General features: G+C 63.8%; 23 protein-coding genes, 1 pseudogene and 1 riboswitch. Of the genes and pseudogenes, 16 read left to right on the forward strand and 8 right to left on the reverse strand.

The window, feature by feature from the left end:
• Positions 1–8: 8 nt before the first annotated feature.
• Positions 9–1,118 carry a glycoside hydrolase family 25 protein gene (locus tag NKJ26_RS02255; RefSeq protein WP_352693832.1) on the reverse strand — a complete coding sequence of 370 codons (1,110 nt, stop codon included), beginning with the start codon at positions 1,116–1,118 and terminating at the stop codon, positions 9–11.
• 381 nt (positions 1,119–1,499) lie between these two features.
• Between NKJ26_RS02255 and NKJ26_RS02260 the strand changes: the two genes are divergently transcribed.
• Entirely contained in the window at positions 1,500–3,269 is a 1,770-nt protein-coding gene (locus tag NKJ26_RS02260; RefSeq protein ID WP_352693340.1) for an acyl-CoA dehydrogenase family protein, read from the forward strand.
• Positions 3,270–3,288: 19 nt separating this feature from the next.
• Positions 3,289–4,041, forward strand: coding sequence for a crotonase/enoyl-CoA hydratase family protein (locus NKJ26_RS02265; RefSeq protein ID WP_352693341.1), 753 nt, complete (start codon positions 3,289–3,291; stop codon positions 4,039–4,041).
• Between the two features lie 59 nt (positions 4,042–4,100).
• On the opposite strand, the gene pdxH is transcribed toward NKJ26_RS02265, so the two are convergent.
• Positions 4,101–4,718 carry a pyridoxamine 5'-phosphate oxidase gene (gene pdxH, locus NKJ26_RS02270; protein ID WP_352693343.1) on the reverse strand — a complete coding sequence of 206 codons (618 nt, stop codon included), beginning with the start codon at positions 4,716–4,718 and terminating at the stop codon, positions 4,101–4,103.
• 70 nt (positions 4,719–4,788) lie between these two features.
• Between pdxH and NKJ26_RS02275 the strand changes: the two genes are divergently transcribed.
• From NKJ26_RS02275 to NKJ26_RS02290, 4 genes are all read left to right on the forward strand, one after another.
• Positions 4,789–5,250: an RT0821/Lpp0805 family surface protein gene (locus tag NKJ26_RS02275; protein ID WP_352598724.1), complete on the forward strand. Its 462-nt coding sequence runs from the start codon at positions 4,789–4,791 to the stop codon at positions 5,248–5,250.
• A gap of 142 nt (positions 5,251–5,392) precedes the next feature.
• Positions 5,393–6,325, forward strand: a complete 933-nt coding sequence (locus NKJ26_RS02280) for a DnaJ C-terminal domain-containing protein (protein ID WP_352693345.1) — start codon at positions 5,393–5,395, stop codon at positions 6,323–6,325.
• A gap of 106 nt (positions 6,326–6,431) precedes the next feature.
• On the forward strand, positions 6,432–7,250 hold the full coding sequence (gene fabI / locus NKJ26_RS02285; RefSeq protein WP_027022971.1) for an enoyl-ACP reductase FabI: 819 nt from the start codon (positions 6,432–6,434) through the stop codon (positions 7,248–7,250).
• A 52-nt stretch (positions 7,251–7,302) separates the two neighbouring features.
• Positions 7,303–7,890 carry a histidine phosphatase family protein gene (locus NKJ26_RS02290; protein ID WP_352693347.1) on the forward strand — a complete coding sequence of 196 codons (588 nt, stop codon included), beginning with the start codon at positions 7,303–7,305 and terminating at the stop codon, positions 7,888–7,890.
• A gap of 79 nt (positions 7,891–7,969) precedes the next feature.
• Here the strand turns inward: NKJ26_RS02290 and NKJ26_RS02295 are convergent, their stop codons facing one another.
• Complete coding sequence (locus tag NKJ26_RS02295; protein ID WP_352693349.1) at positions 7,970–8,230, reverse strand: DUF1344 domain-containing protein; 261 nt, start codon at positions 8,228–8,230, stop codon at positions 7,970–7,972.
• 184 nt (positions 8,231–8,414) lie between these two features.
• On the opposite strand from NKJ26_RS02295, the gene aroC reads away from it, so the two are divergent.
• Together aroC and ribB are read left to right on the forward strand one after the other, a co-directional pair.
• Positions 8,415–9,536 (forward strand): chorismate synthase, encoded by a 1,122-nt coding sequence (aroC, locus tag NKJ26_RS02300; protein WP_352693351.1) that lies wholly within the window; start codon positions 8,415–8,417, stop codon positions 9,534–9,536.
• 109 nt (positions 9,537–9,645) lie between these two features.
• A complete protein-coding gene (ribB, locus tag NKJ26_RS02305; protein WP_352693353.1) occupies positions 9,646–10,746 on the forward strand; it encodes a 3,4-dihydroxy-2-butanone-4-phosphate synthase in 1,101 nt (366 codons plus the stop codon).
• A 49-nt stretch (positions 10,747–10,795) separates the two neighbouring features.
• Here ribB and NKJ26_RS02310 read toward each other — a convergent pair whose 3' ends face one another.
• A complete protein-coding gene (locus NKJ26_RS02310; RefSeq protein WP_352693355.1) occupies positions 10,796–12,019 on the reverse strand; it encodes an MFS transporter in 1,224 nt (407 codons plus the stop codon).
• Between the two features lie 119 nt (positions 12,020–12,138).
• On the opposite strand from NKJ26_RS02310, the gene NKJ26_RS02315 reads away from it, so the two are divergent.
• Positions 12,139–12,747 carry a TetR/AcrR family transcriptional regulator gene (locus NKJ26_RS02315; RefSeq protein WP_352693357.1) on the forward strand — a complete coding sequence of 203 codons (609 nt, stop codon included), beginning with the start codon at positions 12,139–12,141 and terminating at the stop codon, positions 12,745–12,747.
• 78 nt (positions 12,748–12,825) lie between these two features.
• Here NKJ26_RS02315 and NKJ26_RS02320 read toward each other — a convergent pair whose 3' ends face one another.
• From NKJ26_RS02320 to NKJ26_RS02330, 3 genes are read right to left on the reverse strand one after another with little or no spacing between them, the layout of a single operon-like run.
• Entirely contained in the window at positions 12,826–13,497 is a 672-nt protein-coding gene (locus NKJ26_RS02320; RefSeq protein WP_352693359.1) for an ABC transporter ATP-binding protein, read from the reverse strand.
• A complete protein-coding gene (locus NKJ26_RS02325) occupies positions 13,494–14,735 on the reverse strand; it encodes an ABC transporter permease (RefSeq protein WP_352693834.1) in 1,242 nt (413 codons plus the stop codon). The genes NKJ26_RS02320 and NKJ26_RS02325 overlap by 4 nt, the downstream gene beginning before the upstream one ends.
• A 7-nt stretch (positions 14,736–14,742) precedes the next feature.
• Positions 14,743–15,747 carry an efflux RND transporter periplasmic adaptor subunit gene (locus NKJ26_RS02330; RefSeq protein ID WP_352598714.1) on the reverse strand — a complete coding sequence of 335 codons (1,005 nt, stop codon included), beginning with the start codon at positions 15,745–15,747 and terminating at the stop codon, positions 14,743–14,745.
• 134 nt (positions 15,748–15,881) lie between these two features.
• On the opposite strand from NKJ26_RS02330, the gene NKJ26_RS02335 reads away from it, so the two are divergent.
• Together NKJ26_RS02335 and NKJ26_RS02340 are read left to right on the forward strand one after the other, a co-directional pair.
• The gene (locus NKJ26_RS02335) at positions 15,882–16,571 is read left to right on the forward strand and encodes a TetR/AcrR family transcriptional regulator (RefSeq protein WP_352693361.1); all 690 of its coding nucleotides are present in this window, start codon (positions 15,882–15,884) and stop codon (positions 16,569–16,571) included.
• Positions 16,572–16,740: 169 nt separating this feature from the next.
• Positions 16,741–17,724, forward strand: coding sequence for a hypothetical protein (locus NKJ26_RS02340; protein WP_352693363.1), 984 nt, complete (start codon positions 16,741–16,743; stop codon positions 17,722–17,724).
• An 83-nt stretch (positions 17,725–17,807) separates the two neighbouring features.
• Here NKJ26_RS02340 and bluB read toward each other — a convergent pair.
• Positions 17,808–18,476 (reverse strand): annotated as a pseudogene (gene bluB, locus NKJ26_RS02345) (5,6-dimethylbenzimidazole synthase); the annotation flags it as partial.
• Positions 18,477–18,523: 47 nt separating this feature from the next.
• Positions 18,524–18,702, reverse strand: a riboswitch (cobalamin riboswitch).
• 387 nt (positions 18,703–19,089) lie between these two features.
• Here bluB and NKJ26_RS02350 point away from each other — a divergent pair.
• The 5 genes from NKJ26_RS02350 to dxs all read left to right on the forward strand — a co-directional run bounded on the left by NKJ26_RS02350 (position 19,090) and on the right by dxs (position 23,668).
• Positions 19,090–20,016 carry a histone deacetylase family protein gene (locus NKJ26_RS02350; RefSeq protein WP_352693365.1) on the forward strand — a complete coding sequence of 309 codons (927 nt, stop codon included), beginning with the start codon at positions 19,090–19,092 and terminating at the stop codon, positions 20,014–20,016.
• 3 nt (positions 20,017–20,019) lie between these two features.
• Positions 20,020–20,271, forward strand: a complete 252-nt coding sequence (locus NKJ26_RS02355) for an exodeoxyribonuclease VII small subunit (protein WP_352598710.1) — start codon at positions 20,020–20,022, stop codon at positions 20,269–20,271.
• Between the two features lie 110 nt (positions 20,272–20,381).
• Positions 20,382–20,675 (forward strand): DUF2277 domain-containing protein, encoded by a 294-nt coding sequence (locus NKJ26_RS02360; RefSeq protein ID WP_352693367.1) that lies wholly within the window; start codon positions 20,382–20,384, stop codon positions 20,673–20,675.
• A 12-nt stretch (positions 20,676–20,687) separates the two neighbouring features.
• On the forward strand, positions 20,688–21,608 hold the full coding sequence (locus NKJ26_RS02365; protein WP_352693369.1) for a pirin family protein: 921 nt from the start codon (positions 20,688–20,690) through the stop codon (positions 21,606–21,608).
• 146 nt (positions 21,609–21,754) lie between these two features.
• A complete protein-coding gene (dxs, locus tag NKJ26_RS02370; protein ID WP_352693371.1) occupies positions 21,755–23,668 on the forward strand; it encodes a 1-deoxy-D-xylulose-5-phosphate synthase in 1,914 nt (637 codons plus the stop codon).
• Positions 23,669–23,673: the final 5 nt, after the last annotated feature.

The raw sequence follows: 23,673 nt of genomic DNA on the forward strand, positions 1-23,673 counted from the left end.
ACGCCGGCTTACCGCTGGCCGCGATCGATCTCGGTCGAACCAGTGCTGAGCGGATCGACCGCCGCGAAAGCTGCGTCGAGTTGTTCGGGCGGGCGCTGTCCGGTTCGTTTCCAGGCGACATATTGGACGATGCCGAAGCCCGGCCGCCGCGGCACCGTCTTCACGACAGGCATGTGGAAGCCGTCGCGGAAGCGCGACCAGCGCGAACCGAGCACAGCCACGATTTCATCGAAAGTCGGCGGCGTCGCTACGTCGGCATAGATGATGGTTGTCTTGCCGGCCAAGGCTGCTTCCCGCGAGACCGGCACCGGCACGCTGGCAAGATAATCGATCGGCACGTCGATCAGCCCGCCGAATGGCCATTGCTGGCGCAGCGTGGCGACATCCATCGGCGCGGCGTTGACGTCGATATCGTGAGGCGTTCCGGCAACCCGGTAGGGACAACGGAAACGGCCGCAATTTGCCTGCGCCGAAAACTGCCAGAGCGCGTAGCCCTGCCAGTTGCCCATCGGAAAATGCACATCGATGTCAGGCTTGTAGCGCGCGTACCAGAGCGGCAGGCGCGACAGAAGCCGGTATTCAAAGCGGTTGTCGGCGATATATTGGGCTGTCTTGCCGTTGGTGTAGAGCACCGGGAAGCGGCCGATGCGCCGATGCACCTGGCGCACGAACTCCTCTGCGTCGTCGAGCGACATCCATTGCGAGGGATCGTTGCCTTCCAGGTCGAGAGCCAGCAGGTCGTCCGGCGCGGGTTCGGCGAAATCGAGGAAATTGTTGGCCTGCTCGATCGGATTGCCTGGGCGGGCGAGGTGGTAGGCGCCCCATTTCATGCCGAGTGCCTTGGCGACGACCTTGCGCGTCTGGAACAGCTCGCGCGTCACCGCATGGCGTTTCCACAACGCCTTGCACAGCTTCACCTCGGTATCGTCGCCGAAACAGAAATAGGGCGGCGGCATGCCGTCGGACGCCTTGTTGATGAAGCCGGCGATGCGCTTGTCTGTCGCAAGTTGAGCCCAGTCGATGGAATTGTATTCGTAGGCGTCAACGACCAGGGCGCGGTTGGCGTCCTTCCACGGCTCGGAGAAATCCGAGGCCTTTGCTGCTGTCGACAGCGCCATCGTCGCCGCCAAGGCGAGAAGCGCCAATCCATGTCGCGCAAAAGTGTGCAGCGGCTTTGGGTCAACGACATGCACGGAAGACAAAGGCTTGAAGAGCGTCGGCGCGACGCTCTTCAAGCAGCGAGTGAGGCGCGCCGTCCTGTTCAACCAGGGAGTCCCCGTCGTTCAAAGGCAAATCCTGGACCGCTATGGTTAAGGAAATGCTTCGATCCGAAAGCTGGATCTGAGGCGGTTCGGCGGATCGACGTGCGGGCGATTGCAAAATCCGCGTGACAAAATTTGACGTTTACGTAAAAAGAAAGAAGGGAAGACCGCCCCAAGGCGGACGGTTTGCGGCCCCGTCGCCGCTGGTCGGTAGTGGGAGCTGAGGAGGATAGCGGCATGTATCGGGCACCGGTCGAGGACATCGCGTTCACGCTGAAGCACGTGGCCGGCATGAAGTCTGCCCTCGATGCCGGCACGTTCGGAGATCTCGGCGAGGATTTGGTCGATGCCGTTCTGAGCGAGGCCGGCCGCTTCGCTACCGAGGAGGTGGCGCCCCTCTACAAGATCGGCGATAAGCAAGGCGCGGTGCTGAAGGATGCTGCCGTCATCACGCCGTCCGGCTGGAAGGAACTTTATCGCCGCTGGATCGACGGCGGCTGGAACGCGCTCTCCGGGCCTGAAGAGTTTGGCGGCCAGGCGCTGCCGACCATGCTTGGCGTCGCCGCGCTCGAAATGTGGAATTCCGCCGCCATGGCCTTCGGCATCGGCCCGACGCTGACCATGGGAGCGGTCGAAGCGCTCGACAAGCACGCCTCTGAAGACCTCAAGGCCAAATATCTCAAAAAGCTCGTCTCCGGCGAATGGATGGGCACGATGAACCTAACCGAGCCGCAGGCCGGCTCCGACCTCGCTGCCTTGCGCGCCCGCGCCGAGCCTGCTGGCGACGGCACCTACCGTATCTTCGGCCAGAAGATATTCATCACCTACGGCGAGCACGATTTCACCGACAACATCATCCATCTGGTGCTGGCGCGCCTGCCCGACGCGCCGGCCGGCACGCGCGGCATATCGTTGTTCCTGGTGCCGAAATTCCTGGTCGGCGACGACGGCTCGCTGGGCGCGCGCAACGATGTCTTCTGTTCCGGTCTTGAGCACAAGCTCGGTATTCATGCCTCGCCGACCTGCACCATGATCTATGGCGATGGTTTCGCGGGTGCCGAGCCCGGCGCGATCGGCTGGCTGATCGGCGAGGAGAACAAGGGGCTCGCCTGCATGTTCACCATGATGAACAATGCCCGTCTCGCCGTCGGCATGCAGGGCGTGGCAGTCGCGGAAGCCGCCACCCAGAAGGCGATCGCCTATGCCAATGAGCGCCGCCAGGGCAAGGCGCCGAGCTACACCGGCGCCGGCATGGCGCCGATCGTCCATCACCCCGATGTGCAGCGCAATCTCCTGACCATGAAGGCGCTGACGCAGGTGGCGCGCGCCATCAGCTACTGCTGCGCGCACGCCATCGACATGGCGCGCGTATCGTCCGGCGATGAGGCCGTGCATTGGCGCGACCGTGCCAATCTCTTGACGCCCCTGGCCAAGGCGTTCTCGACCGACGTCGGCGTGGACGTCGCCTCGCTCGGTCTCCAGGTGCATGGCGGCATGGGCTTCATCGAGGAAACCGGTGCGGCGGCGCTCTACCGCGATGCTCGCATCGCGCCGATCTACGAGGGCACCAACGGCATCCAGGCGATCGATCTGGTGACGCGCAAGCTGCCGCTTGGCGGCGGCGACCATGTGCATGGCTTCGTCGACGAATTGGCGGCGGTGGCCGGAGCCGTGCGTATCTCCAATCTGCAAGGGTTTGGCCGCACGGCCGATGCCCTCGACCAGGCGCTCGGTGATCTGACGCAAGCAACCCGCTTCCTCCAGAAACTGTCGGCCGACGGCCGGTCGGACGAGGGGTTGGCGGGTGCGACGCCTTACCTCAGGCTGATCTCGCTGGCTGCCGGCGGCGCCTATCTGGCGCAAGGGGCACTCGCCGATCAGGCCCGTATCGCGCTTTGCCGCTTCTTCGCCGAAAACCTGCTCGGCGAGGTCAGCGCGTTGAAGCAACGCGTTGTCGATGGTGCCGAAAGCCTTGCCGCTGCCGGCAAGACGCTGATTTCAGCCTGACGCCCAAAAGGAAAACACCATGACGGACCATATCCTCGTCGAGCGCCAGGGCGCCATCCAGATCATCCGCATGAACCGTCCGGACAAGAAGAACGCGCTGACGCGGGCCATGTATGCCAACATGTCCCAGACGCTGGCCGAAGGCGATGCCGATCCGGCGATCCGCGTTCACGTTTTTCTTGGCGTGCCCGGCGCCTTCTCCTCGGGCAACGACCTCGGCGACTTCATGGTCGTGGCCACCGGTGGCGATGGCGGCACCGAGGTCTGGGATTTCCTGATGGCTCTGGCCAAGGTCGAAAAACCCATGGTTTCCGGGGTCGATGGCATAGCGGTCGGCATCGGCACCACGCTCAACCTGCATTGCGACCTGACTTTCGCGACGCCACGCACCGTGTTCAGGACGCCTTTCGTCGATCTCGGCCTAGTGCCGGAGGCGGGATCGAGCCTGCTTGCCCCGCAGATCCTCGGCCGGCAGAGCGCTTTCGCCCTGCTCGGCCTTGGCGAAGGCTTTTCGGCCGAACGGGCGAAAGCCGCCGGCCTGATCTATGAGGTGGTCGAGGAGGGCGCGCTGGAGGCCTCGGTCCTGGCGGCGGCCGGCCAGATCGCCGCCAAGCCCCCGCAGGCGCTGAAGATTGCGCGCGATCTGATGCGCGGCTCGTGTGACGACCTCGTCGCCCGCATCAAGGTGGAGAGCGAGCATTTTCGCGAGCGGCTGAAATCCGACGAAGCACGCGCCGCGCTGACGGCGTTCCTGACCAGGAAGAAGGGGTAAGCCCGACCCAAATGGTGCCAATCTCCCCCACGAGGGGGAGATCGCTGCACGGTCGCACCTCAGGGATAAAGCCGCGTCTTGTCCCAGCCGCCCGCCGCGTTGCGCGAAAACACCACCCGATCGTGCAACCGGAACGGCCTGTCGTGCCAGAACTCGATCGTCTGCGGCACGATGCGGAAGCCAGACCAATGTTTGGGGCGTGGAATTTCGCCGATCGCATAGCGCGCGGTGTATTCGGCAACCGCCTTCTCCAGCGCGAAGCGGCTTTCCAGCGGCCGCGACTGCTTCGAGGCCCAGGCGCCGATGCGGCTGCCGCGCGGGCGCGTCGCGTAGTAGGCATCGGCCTCGGCGTCGCTGACGATCTCCACCGGCCCGCGGACGCGCACCTGCCTGCGCAGCGATTTCCAATGGAAACACATCGCCGCCTTCATGCTGCCAAGAATTTCGCGGCCCTTGGCGCTCTCGAAATTCGTGTAGAACACGAAGCCGCTTTCATCGAACCCCTTGAGCAGTACCATCCGTACATCCGGCATGCCCTCGGCGTCGACGGTGGCCAGTGCCACGCCGTTCGCGTCGTTGATTTCGCTCTTCGTGGCGTCGTCCAGCCATGTGGCAAAGAGGCGAAACGGCTCGGCGGCCTCGGTAAAGTCACCGCTTGTTAACTCAGTGTCACTCATAGTTTTTCTCAATTGTCACGAAGCCAGATTTTACGAAGCCCAGATTTTACGAAGCAGGGGAGATTGCCGATTGTCGCGTATCGCGCAAGCTTTTGACAGCAGGCAATGGGGCGTTATCGCTTCGGCCAGCACGAAAGCGGCGATCGTGATGGTCGCTCTGCCGCTTGCCGCCTGCGGTGCCGGTGGTTTCAGCCTCGAAAAGGCCGAAGTCGATCGCTCGATCCTGACCGGCAGCACGTCGGCTTCAGCCGCACCGGTCGATTCCGATCGCAATTCCGACCAGACGACGATCGGCAATGCCGTGTCTTCGGTCGACGTCGAGCAACTCGGCGGGCAGTCCGTGCCGTGGGCAAACGCCGGCACCGGGTCGCGCGGCTCCATCACCGATCTGGCGGAATTGAAGGACAGGGGCCAGACATGCCGCCGCTTCAAGGCCTCGCGCGAAAGCTTCGACGGCGTTGTCATGTTCGAGGGTGAATTGTGCCTCGCCAGCGCCGGCGGCTGGCGCATGCAGGACTTCAAGCCGCTCTGATTTTCCGTCTTTGACGCTCCGATTCTCCATTTTCGATGCTAATATTCGGCCCTTGAAATGACCGCTCACCACTGGAATTTCTTCCTATGCGAGCGCATATAGAGGGCAACTATGGACTCACTCCTATTCCAGGGCAGGACGCATGCGCGACCCCTATGAAGTGCTGGGCGTTGCCAAGAACGCATCAGCCAAGGACATAAAATCGGCGTACCGGAAACTCGCCAAGAAGCATCATCCGGACCAGAATCCGAATGATCCCAAGGCGAAGGACCGTTTTGCCGCGGCCAACCAGGCTTATGAGATCGTCGGCGACGAGAAGACACGCGCCGCTTTCGATCGTGGCGAGATCGACGCCGACGGCAAGCCGCGTTTCCAGGGTTTTGAAGGAGCGGCCGGGGGCGGCGATCCCTTTGCCGGTTTCCGTCGCCAGCAGCAGGGAGCCGGCGGCTCGCGCTTCGAATTCCGCTCCGGGCGTCCGGGCGGCGATCCGTTCGACGGCAACAGCGACATTTTCAGCCAGATTTTCGGCGACGCCTTTTCCGGCACGCGCGGTGCCGGCATGGGCGACCGCCGCCAGGCGGCCACCGCGGCCGATCTGAACGTGACGCTCGATGTCACCGTCGAGGAAGCGGCGAACGCCGAAAAGGTGACGGCGATGTTCCCCGACGGACGCAAGATGGCGGTCAAGCTGCCGGCCTATGTCGAGGAGGGCCAGATCATCCGGCTGAAGGGACAGGGCGAGCAAGGACCGGGCCAGCCAGGCGACGCGCTGGTCAAGATCCACATCCGCCGGCATTCGCGGTACCGCATCGAGGGCCGCGACTTGCATGCCGATCTGCCGGTGTCGCTGGCCGATGCGGTGCTGGGCGCCAAGGTGCCGGTCGAGACTCCCACCGGCAGGCTTGCGGTCAACATCCCGGCGTGGTCGAGTTCGGACAAGGTCCTGCGCCTGAAAGGCAGGGGCCTGCCGGAAAAAGCCGGCGGCCATGGCGATCTCTACGCCCATGTACGGATCATGCTGCCGGAAGGCGGCGACAGTGCGCTCGAAGCGATGTTCCGCAACCGAAAAGGCTGATTGGCGGCTCTTGTCCCCCGAACTGTCCCGTTTGAGCGCTTGAAGGGGCTTTGTGCCTGTGCGATAGGGCTCTCCACAAAGCAGAAATCTTGCGGAGAGCACGCACATGGCGGGTGGACAGGGGCTTATGGCCGGCAAGCGCGGCCTTATTCTTGGCGTCGCCAACAACAGGTCGATCGCCTACGGCATCGCCAAGGCCTGCGTCGACCACGGCGCCGAAATTGCGCTGACCTATCAGGGTGAAGCCTTCAAGAAGCGCGTCGAGCCGCTCGCGGCGGAACTCAACGCCTTTGTCGCCGGTCATTGCGACGTGACCGATCCGGCGAGCCTCGATGAAGTTTTCGCCAATGTCGCCAGCCATTGGGGCAAGCTCGACTTCCTCGTTCATGCCATCGCTTTTTCCGACAAGGACGAACTGACCGGCCGTTATGTCGAGACGACGCGCGACAATTTCCTGCGCACCATGGATATTTCGGTCTATTCCTTCACCACCATCGCCAAGCGCGCCGAGGCGCTGATGACCGATGGCGGTTCGCTGCTGACGCTGACCTATTATGGCGCCGAGAAGGTGATGCCGCATTACAACGTCATGGGTGTCGCCAAGGCGGCGCTCGAGGCCAGCGTGCGCTATCTCGCGGTCGATCTCGGCGGCAAGAAGATCCGCGTCAACGCGATTTCCGCCGGCCCGATCAAGACGCTCGCGGCATCCGGCATCGGCGATTTCCGCTACATCCTGAAATGGAACGAGTACAATTCGCCGCTGAAGCAGACCGTCACGCAGGAAGAGGTCGGCGATTCCGCCGTCTATTTCCTGTCCGACCTGTCGCGTGGCGTTACCGGTGAAGTGCACCATGTCGATTCGGGCTATCACGTCGTCGGCATGAAGGCGGTCGACGCGCCTGATATTTCGACGGTCAAGGATTAACTCCCTCCGCCCATCCTCCGCCCAGGCCCTGGCCCGACCTCCGGAAGATCTGATGTACCCGCTGGTTTATATCGTGCGCCACGGCCAGACCGCGTGGAATGCCGAATTCCGGCTCCAGGGGCAAGCCGATACCGACATCAACGCGCTCGGCCGCGAGCAGGCGAGCGCGAACGGGGATCGGTTGACCAGCCTGATCTCCAATCCCGAAGAATTCGACTTCGTTGCCAGCCCGATGCGGCGGACGCGCGAGACGATGCAGCGCATTCGCGCCGCGATGAAGCTCGATCCGGATGCCTACCGGACCGATCCTCGCCTTGTCGAAGTGAATTTCGGCGATTGGCAGGGCTTTACCTTTGCCGAGCTCGAGACGCGCTATCCCGGCGCGGGCAGGACGCGTGCGCTGGACAAATGGAACTTTCAGCCGCCCGGCGAGGGCGCGGAGAGTTATCAGATGCTGCTCGTCCGGGTGAAGCCGTGGTTCGATGCGCTGAACCGGCAGACCGTGTGCGTGACCCATGGCGGCATCATGCGCACCTTGTTCCGCTTCGTTCTGGGAATGGCCGAGAACGAAGCCGCGAATCTGCAGATACCGCAGGATCGCGTGCTGAGGCTCGAAGGCAGGAGCCTCGACTGGCTTTAGGCCGACAATGCAGGGCGAACCCTCAGCTTCGCCTCAGGATGACGAAGCTATGGGCATTTCGCTCAACCGCGCCAGGCAGCTAGTTGGCCGAGCTGTCCGGCAGTTCCATGTCGGTGATGACGTTTTCGCCATTGGTCACATCATAGGCGATGACGATGTCCATGCCGGGCTTCAGCGCGTCGAGATCGGACTCGGCGTTCAGCTTGTACGATTTGCCGTCGTCCAGCGTCAGCGTCAGCGCATCCTTGTCGACCTTCTTGATCAGGCCTTCGGTCTGGCCGGCGAAAGCGGCGGTGGAAAGCAGCAGTGTGGCGGCAACAACGCCAATCAGGGTACGCATCATCGTCCTCTTTGGTCATTACGCCGCCTTGGGTGGCGGCGGATACTCAACGGCGGTTGGAAGAGAGCAGAAACCAACCGAATGTGTCAAAACTAAATCCGCCAGATCACAGTTTGACCCCTGTGAAAAACGCCAATAGAAGGCAGGCTTCAGCCGGTTCCGATGCCGGGCAGGGCACTTTGCGATGTCTCACAACACGTTCGGCCATCTTTTCCGTGTCACCACCTGGGGTGAAAGCCACGGCGCCGCACTTGGCTGCGTCGTCGACGGCTGCCCTCCCGGCATCCGCTTCACGCAGCGGGATATCCAGGCCGAACTCGACAAGCGCCGGCCGGGCCAGTCGCGTTTCGTCACCCAGCGCCGCGAACCGGACGAGGTGAAAGTGCTGTCGGGCTTCGTGCTCGACGGGGACGGCGAGACGATGATCACCACCGGCACGCCGGTTTCGATGATGATCGAGAATGTCGACCAGCGTTCGAAGGACTATGGCGAAATCGCCCGTCAATACCGGCCAGGTCACGCCGACTACACCTACGACGTCAAATACGGCATACGCGATTATCGTGGCGGCGGCCGCTCCTCGGCCCGCGAGACCGCCGCGCGCGTGGCGGCTGGCGCCTTGGCCCGCAAGGTGGTGCCCGGCATGGTGGTGCGCGGCGCGCTGGTGTCGATGGGCGAGAAGTCGATCGACCGCGCCAACTGGAACTGGAATTTCATCGGCGACGCGCAAAACCCGTTCTTCACCCCGGATCCCGCCTCCGTTCCCGTCTTCACGCAGTATCTCGACGGCATTCGCAAGTCCGGTTCCTCGGTCGGCGCGGTGATCGAGATTGTCGCCGACGGCGTTCCAGCAGGCCTCGGTGCTCCGATCTATGCCAAGCTCGACCAGGACATCGCCTCCGGCCTGATGTCGATCAACGCCGTAAAGGGTATCGAGATCGGCAATGGTTTCGAGGCCGCCCGCATCACCGGCGAGCAGAACGCCGACGAGATGCGCATGGGCAATGACGGCAAGCCGGTGTTCCTGTCCAACAATGCCGGCGGTATTCTTGGCGGCATCTCGACCGGCCAGGCGATCGTTGCGCGCTTTGCCGTCAAGCCGACCTCATCGATCCTGACGCCGCGAAAGTCGATCGACAAGGACGGCAAGGACGTCGAGGTCATGACCAAGGGCCGCCATGACCCCTGCGTCGGCATCCGCGCGGTGCCCATCGGCGAGGCGATGGTTGCCTGCGCCATCGCCGATCATTATCTGCGGCATAGAGGACAGACGGGAAGGGAAGGCAGTAGGGCAGTAGGGCAGTAGGGCAGTATGCTACGCCGTCCATCGAGACAGCGAAATTTTTCCTTTTCCCCTACTGCCCTACTGCCCTACTGCCTTACTCCCCTGTCTCTGCGAGAGAAGCGAGCATTCCATGTCTTACGACCAGAAGAAAATCGTCGAAGCCCTGCGTGCCTTCGAGCGCGGCGAGATCGTCGTCGTCATGGACGATGACGGTCGCGAGAACGAAGGCGACCTGATCATCGCGGCGGTCCATTGCACACCCGAGAAGATGGCTTTCATCGTGCGCAACACGTCGGGCATCGTCTGCACGCCCATGCCGCGTGAGGAGGCAAAGCGGCTCAACCTGCAGCCGATGGTGGCCGACAATGATTCGGCCCACACGACCGCCTTCACGGTCAGCGTCGATTTCAAGCATGGTACGACGACAGGCATTTCGGCCGAGGATCGCACGCTGACCGTGCGCAATCTCGCCAACGGCAATGTCGGCGCTTCCGATTTCGTTCGTCCCGGCCATATCTTCCCGCTGATCGCACGCGAGGGCGGCGTCTTGATGCGCTCTGGCCATACCGAAGCCGCGGTGGATCTCTGCAAGCTCGCCGGCCTGCCGCCGATCGGTGTCATTTCGGAACTGGTCAATGATGACGGCACCGTCAAGCGCGGCCCGCAGGTGCAGGCTTTCGCTGAGGAGCATGGACTGAAGCAGGTTTCGGTCGCCGACCTCATTGCCTACCGGCAGCGCAAGGAAACATTGGTCGAACGCGTCGCTTGCTCCGAGATCGACACGCTTGGCGGCAAGGCGCAGGTCTTCACCTATACGCTGCCCTGGGACTCCATGCATCATGTCGCCATCGTCTATGGCGATATCCGCGACGGCGAGGACGTGCCGGTGCGCCTGCATTCCGAGGATGTGGTGACCGATGTCTTCGGCACCAGCCACCGGCTGGACGGCATCATGAAGGCCATGGGCGAGCGCAAGCGCGGCGTCATCGTCTACCTGCGCGAGGGCTCGGTCGGCGTCGCCCACCAGGAGCGTAACCGGCCAGCGAGCGGCGACCGCGAGGATCACGAAGAGGCCCGCCGCCGCGAGAACGAATGGCGCGAGATCGGGCTCGGCGCTCAGATCCTCAAGGATCTCGGCATTTCTTCGATCAACCTGATCGCCTCGCGCGAACGCCATTATGTCGGTCTGGAAGGTTTTGGCATCCACATCGCCAAGACCGAGATTCTCTGAACCCACCAGAAATGGCGCCCGGTCCATTCAAAACCGGGCGCGTCATGGATCATTCGGCGGGAACGACATCCGCTTCGCACCCATCCAACTCGCATTCATGGGTGGCAAGGCTGCGCTGACCCAGCAGCACGGTGACCAGCGCGATCGTGCCGGCCGCCACCGAGACCCAGAATCCGTTCTGGGCGCCGAACGCATCCACAACCGCGCCGGCGGCGAAGGAGCCGAGCGCCATGCCGATGCCGATGCCGGTCATCACCCAGGTGATGCCCTCGGTCAGCATCCCTTCCGGCACGTGGCGCTCGATCAGGCCGAAGGCTGTGATGAAGGTCGGCGAGATCGCCACGCCGCTGATGAAGACGGTCAGCGCCAGGAGCGGCACGCCGTCGGCGGTGAGCGGCAAAAGGGTGCTGACCGCGATGATGGCGATCGCGATTGCCAACTGGCGTTGCAGCGGTGCTTTCAGGTTGAGCGCGCCGACGACGATGCCGAGCACGAACGATCCCAGCGCGTATACGCCGATGACGAGGCTGGCGGCGCCCGGCTGGCCGAACTCCTTGGTGATCGCCACGGTGCTCACTTCCGTCGTCGCGAAGGTCGCGCCGATGAAGATCAGGGCAAAGGTGATGATCTGCACCGGCCGCAGGCGGATCGCCGAGCCGCTTGAGCCATGGTCCACCGGTCGCACCTTCGGCTCGGTCGAGCGCTGCAGGATGAACGCCGTAGAGCCGAAGGCGAGGAAAAGTGTGCTCACGAGCATGCCGGCTTCCGGGAACAGTGCGGCAGCAAGGCCCACCGACAGCGATGCGCCGGCGATGTAGACCAGCTCGTCCGCCGCCGACTCGAAGGCGAACGCGGTGTTCATCTGCGGCCGGCCGCGAAAGATCTCGGTCCAGCGCGCGCGCACCATGGCCGGCATGCTTGGCATGGCAGCGGCCAGCAGCGCCGACACGAACAGTGTCCACACCGGCCAGTCCTGATTGGCGGACGCGATCAGCGCTGCGAATGCGAGCAGGGAGATGATCGTGGTCGGCACGACGATCCGCGTCTGGCCAAGGCGGTCCACCAACCTCGATATTTGCGGCGCTAGGAACGCATTGGCCAACGCGAAGGTCGCCGAGACGGCGCCTGCCAGCCAGTATTCGCCGCGCGTCTGCGAAAGCATCGCCACGATGCCGATCGGCGCCATGGCGATCGGCAGGCGCGCCATGAAGCCGGCGGCGGCAAAGCCCTTGGCTCCTGGGGCACGAAAGATTTCAGAATAGGGATTCTGCATGGTCGCTTCCTCGACAAAGGGCGATTCGACAATTACATACGCAGCGTATGAGCATTAGATAGATGATACGCGGCGTATGTCAATTGGCATACGCAACGTATGTGAATAGGGCCAGAGCCATGCATAAGCCCCGCAAGGAAATGATCGCCGAGACGCGCGCCAAGCTGATCGCGGCCGCCCGCGAAGCCTTCGGTACAATCGGCTATGCCGAAGCGTCGATGGATGATTTCACCGCCTCGGCCGGACTGACGCGCGGCGCTCTCTACCACCATTTCGGCGACAAGAAGGGGCTGCTGCAGGCGGTCATCGCCGAGATCGACGGCGAGATGGCGGCGCGCGTGAACGAAGTGGCGTCCCGGGCGCCAACCCGTTGGCAGCATTTCGTCGATGAATGCACCACTTATATCGAGATGGCGCTAGAGCCGGAAATCCAACGCATTATGTTCCGGGATGGCCCGGCCGTGCTGGGGGATCCGGCCCAGTGGCCGAATGCCAATGCCTGCATCGCTTCAATGACCGGCCACCTTGCCACGCTGCAGCAGGAGGGAGTCGTCGTCTCCAGCCTCGACCCCGAGACGGCCTCGCGGCTGATCAACGGAGCCAGCAGCCAGGCGGCGCAACGGATCGCCAATTCGACTGACCCTGAAGCGACGTCGAAGATGGTGGTGGCGGCATTCAAGCAGCTGCTCGAGGGTTTGCTCAAAAGGCCCGGCCCGCCGGCTGTCTAGGTGTGTTGAGGTTCAGATCAGGCCGAGCGTAGAAAACCGCCATTTGCCGGCCGCACTTACCTGAAGATCGATCCACCCTCACTCGATCTTGCCATCGACAATATGGAGGCGGCGGTCCATCCGATCTGCCATGTCGATATTGTGCGTGACCGCGACTACTGTCTTGCCACGTTCGCGCACCAACTTTTCGAGAATCGTGAAGACCTGCTCGGAACTCTTCGAGTCCAGGCTTCCCGTCGGCTCGTCGGCGAGGATGAGCGGCGGATCGTTGGCGAGCGAGCGCGCTACCGCCACACGCTGGCGCTGGCCTCCCGAGAGCTGGTCGGGCCGCTTGTCGAGATGCTCGGCAAGTCCCAGCGAGCCAAGCAGCTCGCCGGCGCGCTCGCGCATCTTTTCGCGCTCCAATCTGCCGAGCTTGCGCATCGGGATCTCGACATTCTCACGCACCGTGAATTCGGGCAGCAGGAAATGGAACTGGAACACAAAACCGAGCATCTCGAGCCGCGTCCTGGCCCGCTCCTTTTCGTCCATGGGGCCCGCGTCACGGCCGCCGATCATCAAGGTTCCGCGGGTCGGCCGATCGAGCAGCCCGAGCAGATAGAGAAGCGATGACTTGCCGGAGCCGGATGGGCCGGTGACGGCGATGAACTCCTTCTCGCCGATCTCAAGCGTGATGTCCTCGACCAGCGTGACGGGGACCGTTTCCGGCAGGATGCGCGTCAGCCCTTCGGTCTCGACCAGCGTGGTCATGTCGCGCCTCGGATGATGTCGACCGGGTGTTGCATCGCCGCTCGACGTGCCGGCAAATATCCGGCCACCGCCGCAGAACCGACGGCGAAGGCCGTGGCGATGACGTAATGCAGCACGCTCCAGGCGATCGGCAGATGCGTCATCTCCTGGCCGGTCGCGGCGATCTCGAAGCGCACCAGCGACAGCGCGTAGACCATCGCGAAGCCGAGCACCCAGCCGAGCGCCGAACCGCCTGCGCCGATCGCCACCCCTTCCAGCAGGAACAGCCGGCGCATGTCGGCCTCGGGGAAACCGAGCGACCTCATGATGGCGATGTCGCGCGCCTTCTCGTGGGTGATGGTGGAGATGATGTTGAAGATACCGAAGCCGGCCACCAGCATGATCGCGCCGACGACGGTGTACATGATGATGTTGCGGATGACGAATGCTTCGAGGATGGATTCGTTGGCCTCCTGCCACGCCACGGCCTTGTAACCGAGCTCGGCTTCGGCCCGCCGCGCCACCGCAGGCGCGCGGTTCGGGTCGTCGAGCTTGATGCGGATTTCGTTAATGGCGTTCGGCCGTACGGATAGGATCTGCGCATTCTTTAGAAGAATGTAGGCCTCGCTCTCGTCGCGCTGGGTCGTGCCGGTGTGGAACAGCCCGGCGATCTTGAAATTGCGCGCCTGGCCTTCCGAGGAAACCGCCGTGATCGTGTCGCCGAGCCCGGCGCCGAGCCGGTTCGCCATGGTGTCGCCGACAAGCACGTTGTTGCCGCCGGCCGCGAGCGCGGCGAAGCTGCCCTGGACGAAATCCTCCACGATTGGCGACACGCCGGGCTCGCGCTCCGGTTCGACGCCGAAGATTGTCGCGCCCACTTCGCGGCTCGAATAGCGGATCACGCCTTGTGTCTTGAGGCTCGGGGCGAAGCGTCCGGGAATCCAGCTTTCCAGCCAGGCGGTCGCCTCGGTCGGGTTGATGATGCCGCGGCGGTCGTCGCGCGGCCTCAGCCCCGAGATCGCGACAGCGTCGAACATATCCTCGGCCGGCTGGCGTCGGGCAGTGCGTTGCTCGTCGGTGATGTCGACATGGGGCATGGTGTCGACGAGTTGGCGCACGAAGTCATCCTGGCCGCCCTGCATGAGCGCTGCCATGGCGATCGAAAAGCCGACGCCGACCGCCACGCCGATCACCGCGACGAGCGTCTGCCGGCCGCGGCCGGCGATGTGCGTGATTGCGATGTCTAGGATCAGGGGCATCTTCACCTCATGATCCTTGGGCCGCCACACGGGCGCCGTCGGCGAGCTCCGCGGGGTAGGGCGACACGACCCGGTCCTGCTCGCCGATGCCGGACCACACCTCGACACCGTCCACGCCGCGGATGCCGGCGCGGATCTCGCGCCGCCGCGCCCGGTCGCCTTCGACCACGAATACATAGTTCCCCTGGACCGCAGCCGAGGGGATCAGCAGCGCGTTCTTCGCTTCGCGGGTGACGATGTTGACGTCGGTCGACATGCCGATCCTCAGCGGCGTGTCGTCCGGCAGGCGCAGGTAGACGCGATAGGTTTTCGCCACCGGGTCGCCCTTGGGCGTGATGCTGTCGACCATCGCCTGGAGGTTTTGTCCGAGGAACGCATCGGCCCTGAGGAGCACTCGCTGGCCGACCTCGACGCGCGCGATGTCTTCCTCGTTGACCTCCGCGACCACACGTAGCGGACGCGGCTCGCCGACCCAGAATAGCACGGTGCCGAGTTCGGCAATCTCGCCCACCTCGCCGTCCTGCCTCAACACGACGCCGGGGGCCGGCGCCCGCAATATGTAAGTCTCAAGCCGTGCCTTCTGCGCGGCAAGCAGCGCCTCGGTCTGCGATAGTTCGCTGCGTGCACGATCGAGCGCCTGCTGGCTCGCGGCATTCTTCTGCGCGAGCACGGTTTGGCGTTGGAACTCCTGTTCGGCTAGAGCCCGCCGCGCCTCAAGTTCGCCGAGCGCGGCCTTCGCCTCGCTGTCGTCAAGCTTGGCGAGCACATAGCCGCGCCCGACTCGCGATCCTTCGCAGTCGCATTGCTCGACGATCCTCTCGCGCACCACCGGCGCCACCTTGGCCCAGATCTTCGGCTCGACTGCGCCGCTGGCATAGACGATCTCGGCGGCGTTGCCGCGCTTGGCGGTCACCACCGAGACAGGTGTCGGTCTGAGAAAATACCAGGCTGCGGCACCGCCTGCCGCCGCCGCAACGATGATCATACCCGCAATCCAGCGCCTCAACCGCATGCAATGCTCCTTTTTGGCGGGACTTGTGGCGTCAGACCGACCGTCGGTCTATAGTGCCGGAAAACGTCTTGTCGGCTGCTGCGTTCCGGTCCGTCGATCACGTTTTCAGGAAAGCCGCCGGTGGGGGAACCTTATTGACCAGAGCCAGAAAAGCGCCCGAAATACGCACCGCCGAGCTTCTCGACTGCGCACAGCGCTTGTTCTTCGAGCGCGGTTATGACGACACGACGGTAAACGACATCATCCGCGCGGCCGGCCTGTCGAAGGGAGCCTTCTACCATTACTTCGCCTCCAAGGAGGCACTGCTGGAAGCGCTCGCGGCGCGGCTTGCCCGAGACAGCCTCGCCGAGCTGCAACCCATGCTCGACAATCCATCGCTCGACGCGGTCGGCCGGCTCAACGCGCTTTTCGCAGGTTCCCAGCGGCTGAACGTCGAACTCGCGCCGCAACTCAGGACGACCTTTGCGGTCCTGTTTCGGCCCGAGAACGTCGTGCTCTTCCACCGGGTCGACCTGGCCGCCAGGCAGCTTGCCCTGCCGTTGATCGCTGATCTGCTGGCGAAGGGCAGCGAGGAGGGCGCTTTCGACGTACCCGACCCCCTGGCGTTCGCCGACATGCTGCTGCAGATCAGGCTGATCTTTCGCGACGTGATGCATAGCGCGCTGCGCCAGGCCGACCAAGGAAACATCGAGGAGGCCGCACGCCTGCTCGACGAACGCCTGAGGCTATACGGCGTCGCGATCGATCGCCTGCTCAAGCTGCCCGACGGAACGATCAAAGCCGTGGAGCCGGGATTTGCCCGCGCTTTCCTGCAGGCGGGCTAGCCATCTTGCTTTACCAGGATCGAGGTTCCGCTTCCGGACGGAAAAGCGTTTCACAGTTTTCCTGGAATTGCACTCAATCGCGGCAGTTGCGCGGCGTCACGTCCCGCGATTGACAATCGCCGGGTTGGGCGCATGCTCACCAGAAGTCTCTCAGCGGGAGATTCGGGGCATGTGGGATTTCGATATCGGCAGGTCGGTGTCCATCATGATACGGACATGGCCGTTCATCGTCTTTCGCATGATCGTCTATTTCGGCATCACGCTGGCCTACATCATGGCGACGGGAACGGGTGCCTCCGTCGGCTACGGTCTCGGCCATATCTCCACCGATCCCGACGGGCCGCTGTCCTTTGCCTTATGGGGCGGCGTGGTCGGCTTCGGCGTCGTCTCGATCGCCGTTTACTGGATCCGCGAATACATCCTCTATGTCGTCAAGGCCGGCCATATCGCCGTCATGGTGCATCTGATCGACGGCCGGGATGTCCCCGATGGTCAGAACCAGATCGCCTATGCCAGGCAAGTCGTCACAGAGCGTTTCGCCGAGGCCAACATCCTTTTCGTCATCGACCAGCTGGTCAAGGGCGCCATCCGCGCCATCACCGGCTTGCTCGGCGGCGTTGCCGCCTTCCTTCCTATTCCGGGCCTGAGCGGCTTGGTCTCTTTCCTCAACACGGTGGTCCGCCTGTCGCTGACCTATGTCGACGAGATCATCCTCGGCTACAACATCCGCCTCAATTCGTCCTCGCCGTTCGAGACGGCCAGGCAAGGTGTCGTGCTCTACGCCCAGAACGGCAAGACCATGGTCAAGAACGCCGTCTGGCTGGCAGTCATCATGTGGGGCGTCTCCTTCGTGATTTTCCTGCTGATGCTGGCGCCGGCCGGCGCCATTCTTTTCCTGATGCCCGGCCAACTCGCCGGCTGGGCTTTCGTGCTCGCCATCGTTTTCGCCTGGGCTTTCAAGGCGGCCTTCATCGAACCCTTTGCCATCGCCTGCCTGATGCAGGTCTATTTCAAGACCATCGAGGGCCAGGTGCCCGACCCCGCCTGGGACGACCGGCTGGCCGAGGCGTCGTCGAAGTTCAGGGAGCTCAAGGACAAGGCGCTGGCCTCCTTCGGCGGCTCGCGCTGGGGCACGGCCGGCGCGACATCCTGATCCGCGGGGCTGGCGGTCGCAGGTGCGGGGCTAACCGGGTTGAGGCGCGCCACGGTGGATTTGAGCGGCGCCTCGCCTGGGCCGCCAAAAATCTCGCTCATGATCAATTCGGGCAGCGGCCGCCGCCGCCCCCAGCCATGCGTTTCGAGATCCGGCCTTGGCGCGAACTCCGAGACGCGGCCGACGCAGAGGTAAGCGACCGGCGTCACATGCTCGGGAATCGACAGCAGGCTTTTCAGCGCCTGCGCCTCGATGATGCTGACCCAGCCGACGCCGACGCCTTCGGCGCGCGCCGCCAGCCAGAAATTCTGCACCGCGCAGACCGTGCTGTAGAGATCCATCTCCGGATTGTGCCAGCGCCCAAGCGGCGAGTTCTTCGAGCGCTCGCGGTCGCAGGTGATGCAGATGTTGAGCGCGCTTTCGCAGATGCCTTCCAGCTTGAGCTTGCGATAGAGCGCCTGCCGCTCTGCCGCGATGGCGGGCAATTCCTGTTCGCGCGCCGCCAGGAACAGGTCGCGCACCTCCGCCCGTCGTGCGGCATCGCGAATGACGATGAAATTCCATGGCTGCATGAAGCCGACCGACGGCGCGTGGTGCGCGGCAAGCAGCAGCCGCGCCAGCAATTCGTCGTCGAGCGCTGTGGGCAGGAAATGGCTGCGCACGTCGCGCCGCGTGAACATGGCGCGATAGACCGCGTCGCGCGCCATCTGGTCAAATCCATCGCCCATAGGAGCGGTCATGGTGTCCGGCATCGCTTGTCCCCTTGCGATTGCTATGATGCCAGCCGCCTGACCATGCGGATGACGATGCCTGCCAGGCCGGTCTTCTGGCTCGGGATCAACCCGCGTCCGGTGCCTTCCCGTCATCGACAGTGGCATTTGCCGGCGCGGTCCCCCTTACAGCGTTGGGCACGCCACGGAGTTCAACCGTGTTCCCGATTCTCCCGCTTGCGCGGGCACCAGGCAGTGGCCGCGACCTTACGACGAAGCGCCGGCGCCGCCAATCCCCTCGGCGACATGAACAGGGCTCCGAACCCAGCTTGGCAAAAGGCCTGACGGCGGCCAATGCCGTCGTGCCGACAGCTTTTTGTGCGCCGGCAGCTGTTCACGGTAGGAATTTTTTCCTTGATACCGTGACCGCCGCTATGCTAGATATTCGTCCATGGTGCTGATTTGCGCGAATGACCCACCGCACAGGCGGGTTTTTCGTCTGATGGTTCTCAAACCAGCGCGCCGGCGAACGCTCCGAAGGAACCCGCTAACCCCGATTCGTGCCCTGGCGACAAGAATGGACGCAGGTGCGATTTCCCCAGCCATCAAGCCGCAACGCATGGCCATTGCGCCGTCAGGGCACTAGATAGAAAACATGGCCACCCGTCTCTACACCCATCCGATCTTTCTCGAGCACATCACGCCACCCGGCCACCCCGAGCGGCCTGATCGTTTGCGCGCCATCGAACGGGTGCTCGATGACGAAGCCTTCGCCGCGCTCGACCGCGTCAAGGCGCCTCAAGGCGATGAGGCCACCATCCTCTACGCGCATCCCGCCGACTTCGTCGCGCGCGTGCGCGCCGCCATTCCCGACGAAGGCATAGCTCGCATCGATGCCGACACCACCGCCAGCCCGAAGAGCTGGCAAGCGGCGATCACCGCGATCGGCGCCGCCAACGCTGCCGTCGACGACGTCTTTTCAGATCGCGCCGATAATGTTTTCGTCGCCGCCCGCCCGCCCGGCCACCATGCCGAGAAAACCACCGCGATGGGGTTCTGCCTGTTCAATACCGCTGCGATCGCGGCGCGCTATGCGCAGAAGAAGCATGGCATCGAGCGCGTCGCCATCGTCGACTGGGACGTGCACCACGGCAACGGCACGCAGGACATTTTCTGGGATGATCCGTCGGTGCTCTATTGTTCGACGCACCAGATGCCGCTCTATCCCGGCACCGGCGCGAAGACCGAGACCGGCGCCGGCAACATCGTCAACGCCCCGTTGGCGCCGCAGACCGGCAGCGAGGTCTTTCGCGATGCCTTTCTGTCGCGCGTCCTGCCGGCGCTAGACAATTTCGCGCCCGACCTGATCATCATTTCGGCCGGTTTCGACGCGCACCATCGCGATCCGCTGGCCGAGATCAATCTGACCGAGGACGATTTCGACTGGGCGACCGGCCAACTGATGCAGCGCGCCGCGCGCCACAGCGGCAACCGCCTCGTCAGCCTGCTCGAGGGCGGCTACGATCTGCAGGGATTGGCATTTTCGGTCGCCGCCCATGTCGGGCGACTGATGAAAGGATGAATGATGGCTGATGCGACCAACGAAGACGTCAAGGCGATGAGCTTCGAACAGGCACTCGAGGCGCTGGAGAAGATCGTCGATGACCTCGAGCGCGGCGACGTGCCGCTCGACCAGTCGATCCGGATCTATGAGCGCGGCGAAGCGCTGAAGGTGCATTGCGACCGGCTGCTGAAGTCCGCCGAGGACAAGGTCGAGAAGATAAGGCTGTCGCGCGACGGCAAGCCTGTCGGCACCGAACCGCTGGATGCGGATTGAGGCGTCCCCCAACGACGGTCTCGTCTCACCGACTTTTGGACACCATGATGATTAGGGATAAAGCTCGTCTCGATTGAAACGGCTCCACGGCAAGAGGAGATTAGGAAGCGATGTGCAGAAACATCAAGACCCTGTTCAATTTTGATCCGCCGGCAACCAATGACGAAGTCCGCGATGCGGCACTTCAGTTTGTCCGCAAGCTGAGCGGAACGACGCGGCCCTCGAAGCAGAACCAGCACGCGTTCGACCACGCCGTCGAGGCCATTGCCGCGTCGGCGCGCGAGCTGCTGGATTCGCTCGAAACCCATCAGCATCCCCGCAATCGCGAAGAAGTGGCGGCCAAGCTACGGGCCAAGGCGGCGATCCGGTTTGCCTTATCCGGCCAAGCAGCCATTGGTCGCTGACAAGGAGAGTTCATGAGCTTCTTTCCCGGGAAGGATCCCGAAGTAGGCGACGCCTTTGCCAGCGACCAGATCGAGCTGATGGTCATCCCGAACGCCAAGGATATTGGCGGCTTTGAGGTGCGCCGCGCCCTGCCGACCGCCAAGAGGCGCCTGGTCGGGCCTTTCATCTTTTTCGACCGCATGGGTCCGGCGATCCTGCGCGCCGGCCAGGCGCTCGATGTCCGCCCGCATCCGCATATCGGCCTGTCGACGGTGACTTACCTGTTCGACGGCAAGATCCGCCATCGCGATTCGCTCGGCACCGAGATGGTCATCCAGCCCGGCGACGTGAACCTGATGACAGCCGGCCGCGGCATCGTCCATTCCGAGCGCACGCCGGAAGAACTGCGCGGTGCGCCGATGTCGGTCTCCGGTCTCCAGACGTGGCTGGCGCTGCCGGACGACAAGGAAGAGGTGGCGCCGGTGTTCGAGAACACTGCCGCCTTGCGCCTTCCCGCGATCGATGCCGAGGGCGTCAGCGGGCGCGTCGTCATCGGCGATTTCCAGGGATTGTGGTCTCCGGTCAGGACAGCCTCCGACACGCTTTATGCGGACCTGCGCCTGGCGCCGGGCGCCAGCGTGAAGATCCCGCCCGATGCCGAGGAGCGCGCCATCTACACGCTGGAAGGCGAGGTATCGATTTCAGGCGATGTCTTTCCGGCGGAACGGCTGCTGGTGTTCCGGCCCGGTGACGAGATCGTCGTGTCGTCACAGGGTGGCGCCCATTTCATGCTGTTCGGCGGCGCTTCGCTCGGCTCGAAGCGCTACATCTGGTGGAATTTCGTATCGTCCTCCAAGGAGCGCATCGAACAGGCCAAGCAGGAATGGAAGACAGGCCGCTTCGATATCGTTCCCGGAGATGAGGAAGAATTCATCCCGTTGCCGGAAAGCTAGTGTACGTCGCCCAAAAGTGGCCCCGGTTTTGGGAGAACGACATGCATGAAACAACGACCTAAAGCCTGATCCGCACCGCCGCCAAGCATTTACTTTCGCCGGCCGGCGGCCTATCCCGCCCATGAACATACCGAGCAGGCCTACCCGTGAACGCAACGCCGCATACGCCGCTTCTCGACATGGTCCGCATCCCGGCCGACCTGCGCACGCTTGCCGAGAGCGATCTGCCGCAACTGGCTTCCGAGCTTCGCACCGAGCTGATCGACGCCGTGTCCCGCACCGGCGGCCATCTTGGCGCCGGTCTTGGCGTGGTCGAACTGACGGTGGCGCTGCATTATGTCTTCAACACGCCGGATGACAGGCTGATCTGGGACGTCGGCCATCAGGCCTATCCGCACAAGATCCTGACCGGCCGGCGCGACCGCATCCGCACCTTGCGGCAGGAGGACGGCCTTTCAGGCTTCACCCGTCGCGCCGAAAGCGAGTACGATCCGTTCGGCGCCGCCCACTCGTCGACATCCATATCGGCGGGTCTCGGCATGGCCGCCGCCCGCGATCTCTCCGGCGGCCGCAACAACGTCGTCGCCGTCATCGGCGACGGGGCGATGTCGGCCGGCATGGCCTATGAGGCGATGAACAATGCCGGTGCGCTCGATGCCAGGCTGATCGTCATCCTCAACGACAACGACATGTCGATCGCCCCGCCGACCGGCGCGATGAGCGCCTATCTGGCGCGCCTGGCCTCAGGCAAGGCCTATGTCGGCTTGCGCGACTTCGGCAAGAAACTGACCTCCTATCTCGGCAAGCGCGCCGATCGCGCGATCACCAGGGCGGTCGAGCATGCGCGCGGCTACGTCACGGGCGGTACTCTGTTCGAGGAGCTCGGCTTCTATCATATCGGTCCCATCGACGGTCACAATCTGGAGCATCTGATCCCGGTTCTGAGGAATGTCCGCGACAATGGCAAAGGCCCGGTGCTGATCCATGTCGTCACCCAGAAGGGCAAGGGCTATGCGCCGGCCGAAGCCGCCGCCGACAAATATCACGGCGTCAACAAGTTCGACGTCATCACCGGCGCGCAGGCCAAGGCGCCGGCCAATGCGCCAGCCTACACCAAGGTGTTCGCCGAGAGCCTGATCAGGGAAGGCCGCGAGGACGACCGTATCGTCGCCGTCACCGCGGCAATGCCGAGCGGCACCGGGCTCGACCTGTTCGGCGAAGCGTTCCCGGCCAGGACGTTCGATGTCGGCATCGCCGAGCAGCACGCCGTGACCTTCGCCGCCGGCCTCGCCACCGAAGGCTACAAGCCCTTCGTGGCAATCTATTCGACCTTCCTGCAACGCGCCTACGACCAGGTCGTCCATGACGTCGCGATCCAGAAACTGCCGGTGCGTTTTCCCATCGACCGGGCCGGCTTCGTCGGCGCCGATGGCGCGACGCATTGCGGCGCCTTCGACACCACTTTCCTGGCAACACTGCCTGGCTTCGTCGTCATGGCGGCCGCCGACGAGGCGGAACTGCGCCACATGGTGCGCACCGCGGCAAGCTATGATGACGGCCCGATCGCCTTCCGCTATCCGCGCGGCAACGGCGTCGGCGTCGATATGCCGGAGCGCGGCTCGGTGCTCGAACTTGGCAAGGGCCGCATCGTCAGGGAAGGCACGAAGGTCGCCCTGCTGTCTTTCGGCACCCGGCTGCAGGATTGTCTCATGGCTGCCGAGGAACTTGGCGCAGCTGGACTTTCCACTACGGTTGCCGATGCCCGTTTCGCCAAGCCGCTCGACGAGGATCTGATCCGGCGGCTGGCGCGCTCGCACGAGGTTCTGGTGATGGTGGAAGAGGGCGCCGTCGGCGGCTTCGCCAGTCATGTGCTGCAGTTCCTCGCCCATGAGGGCTTGCTGGAAAGCGGCCTGAAAGTGCGTCCCCTGGTGCTGCCCGACGCGTTCACCGACCATGCCAAGCCGGAAAAAATGTATGCCGATGCCGGTCTCGATGCCGCCGGCATCGTGCGCACCGTTTTCACGGCGCTCGGGCACACGGTCCGCGCCCAGCGCGCCTGACTCAA

Origin of the sequence: Mesorhizobium sp. M0152, from assembly GCF_040322415.1 — a bacterium.
Lineage (GTDB): Bacteria > Pseudomonadota > Alphaproteobacteria > Rhizobiales > Rhizobiaceae > Mesorhizobium.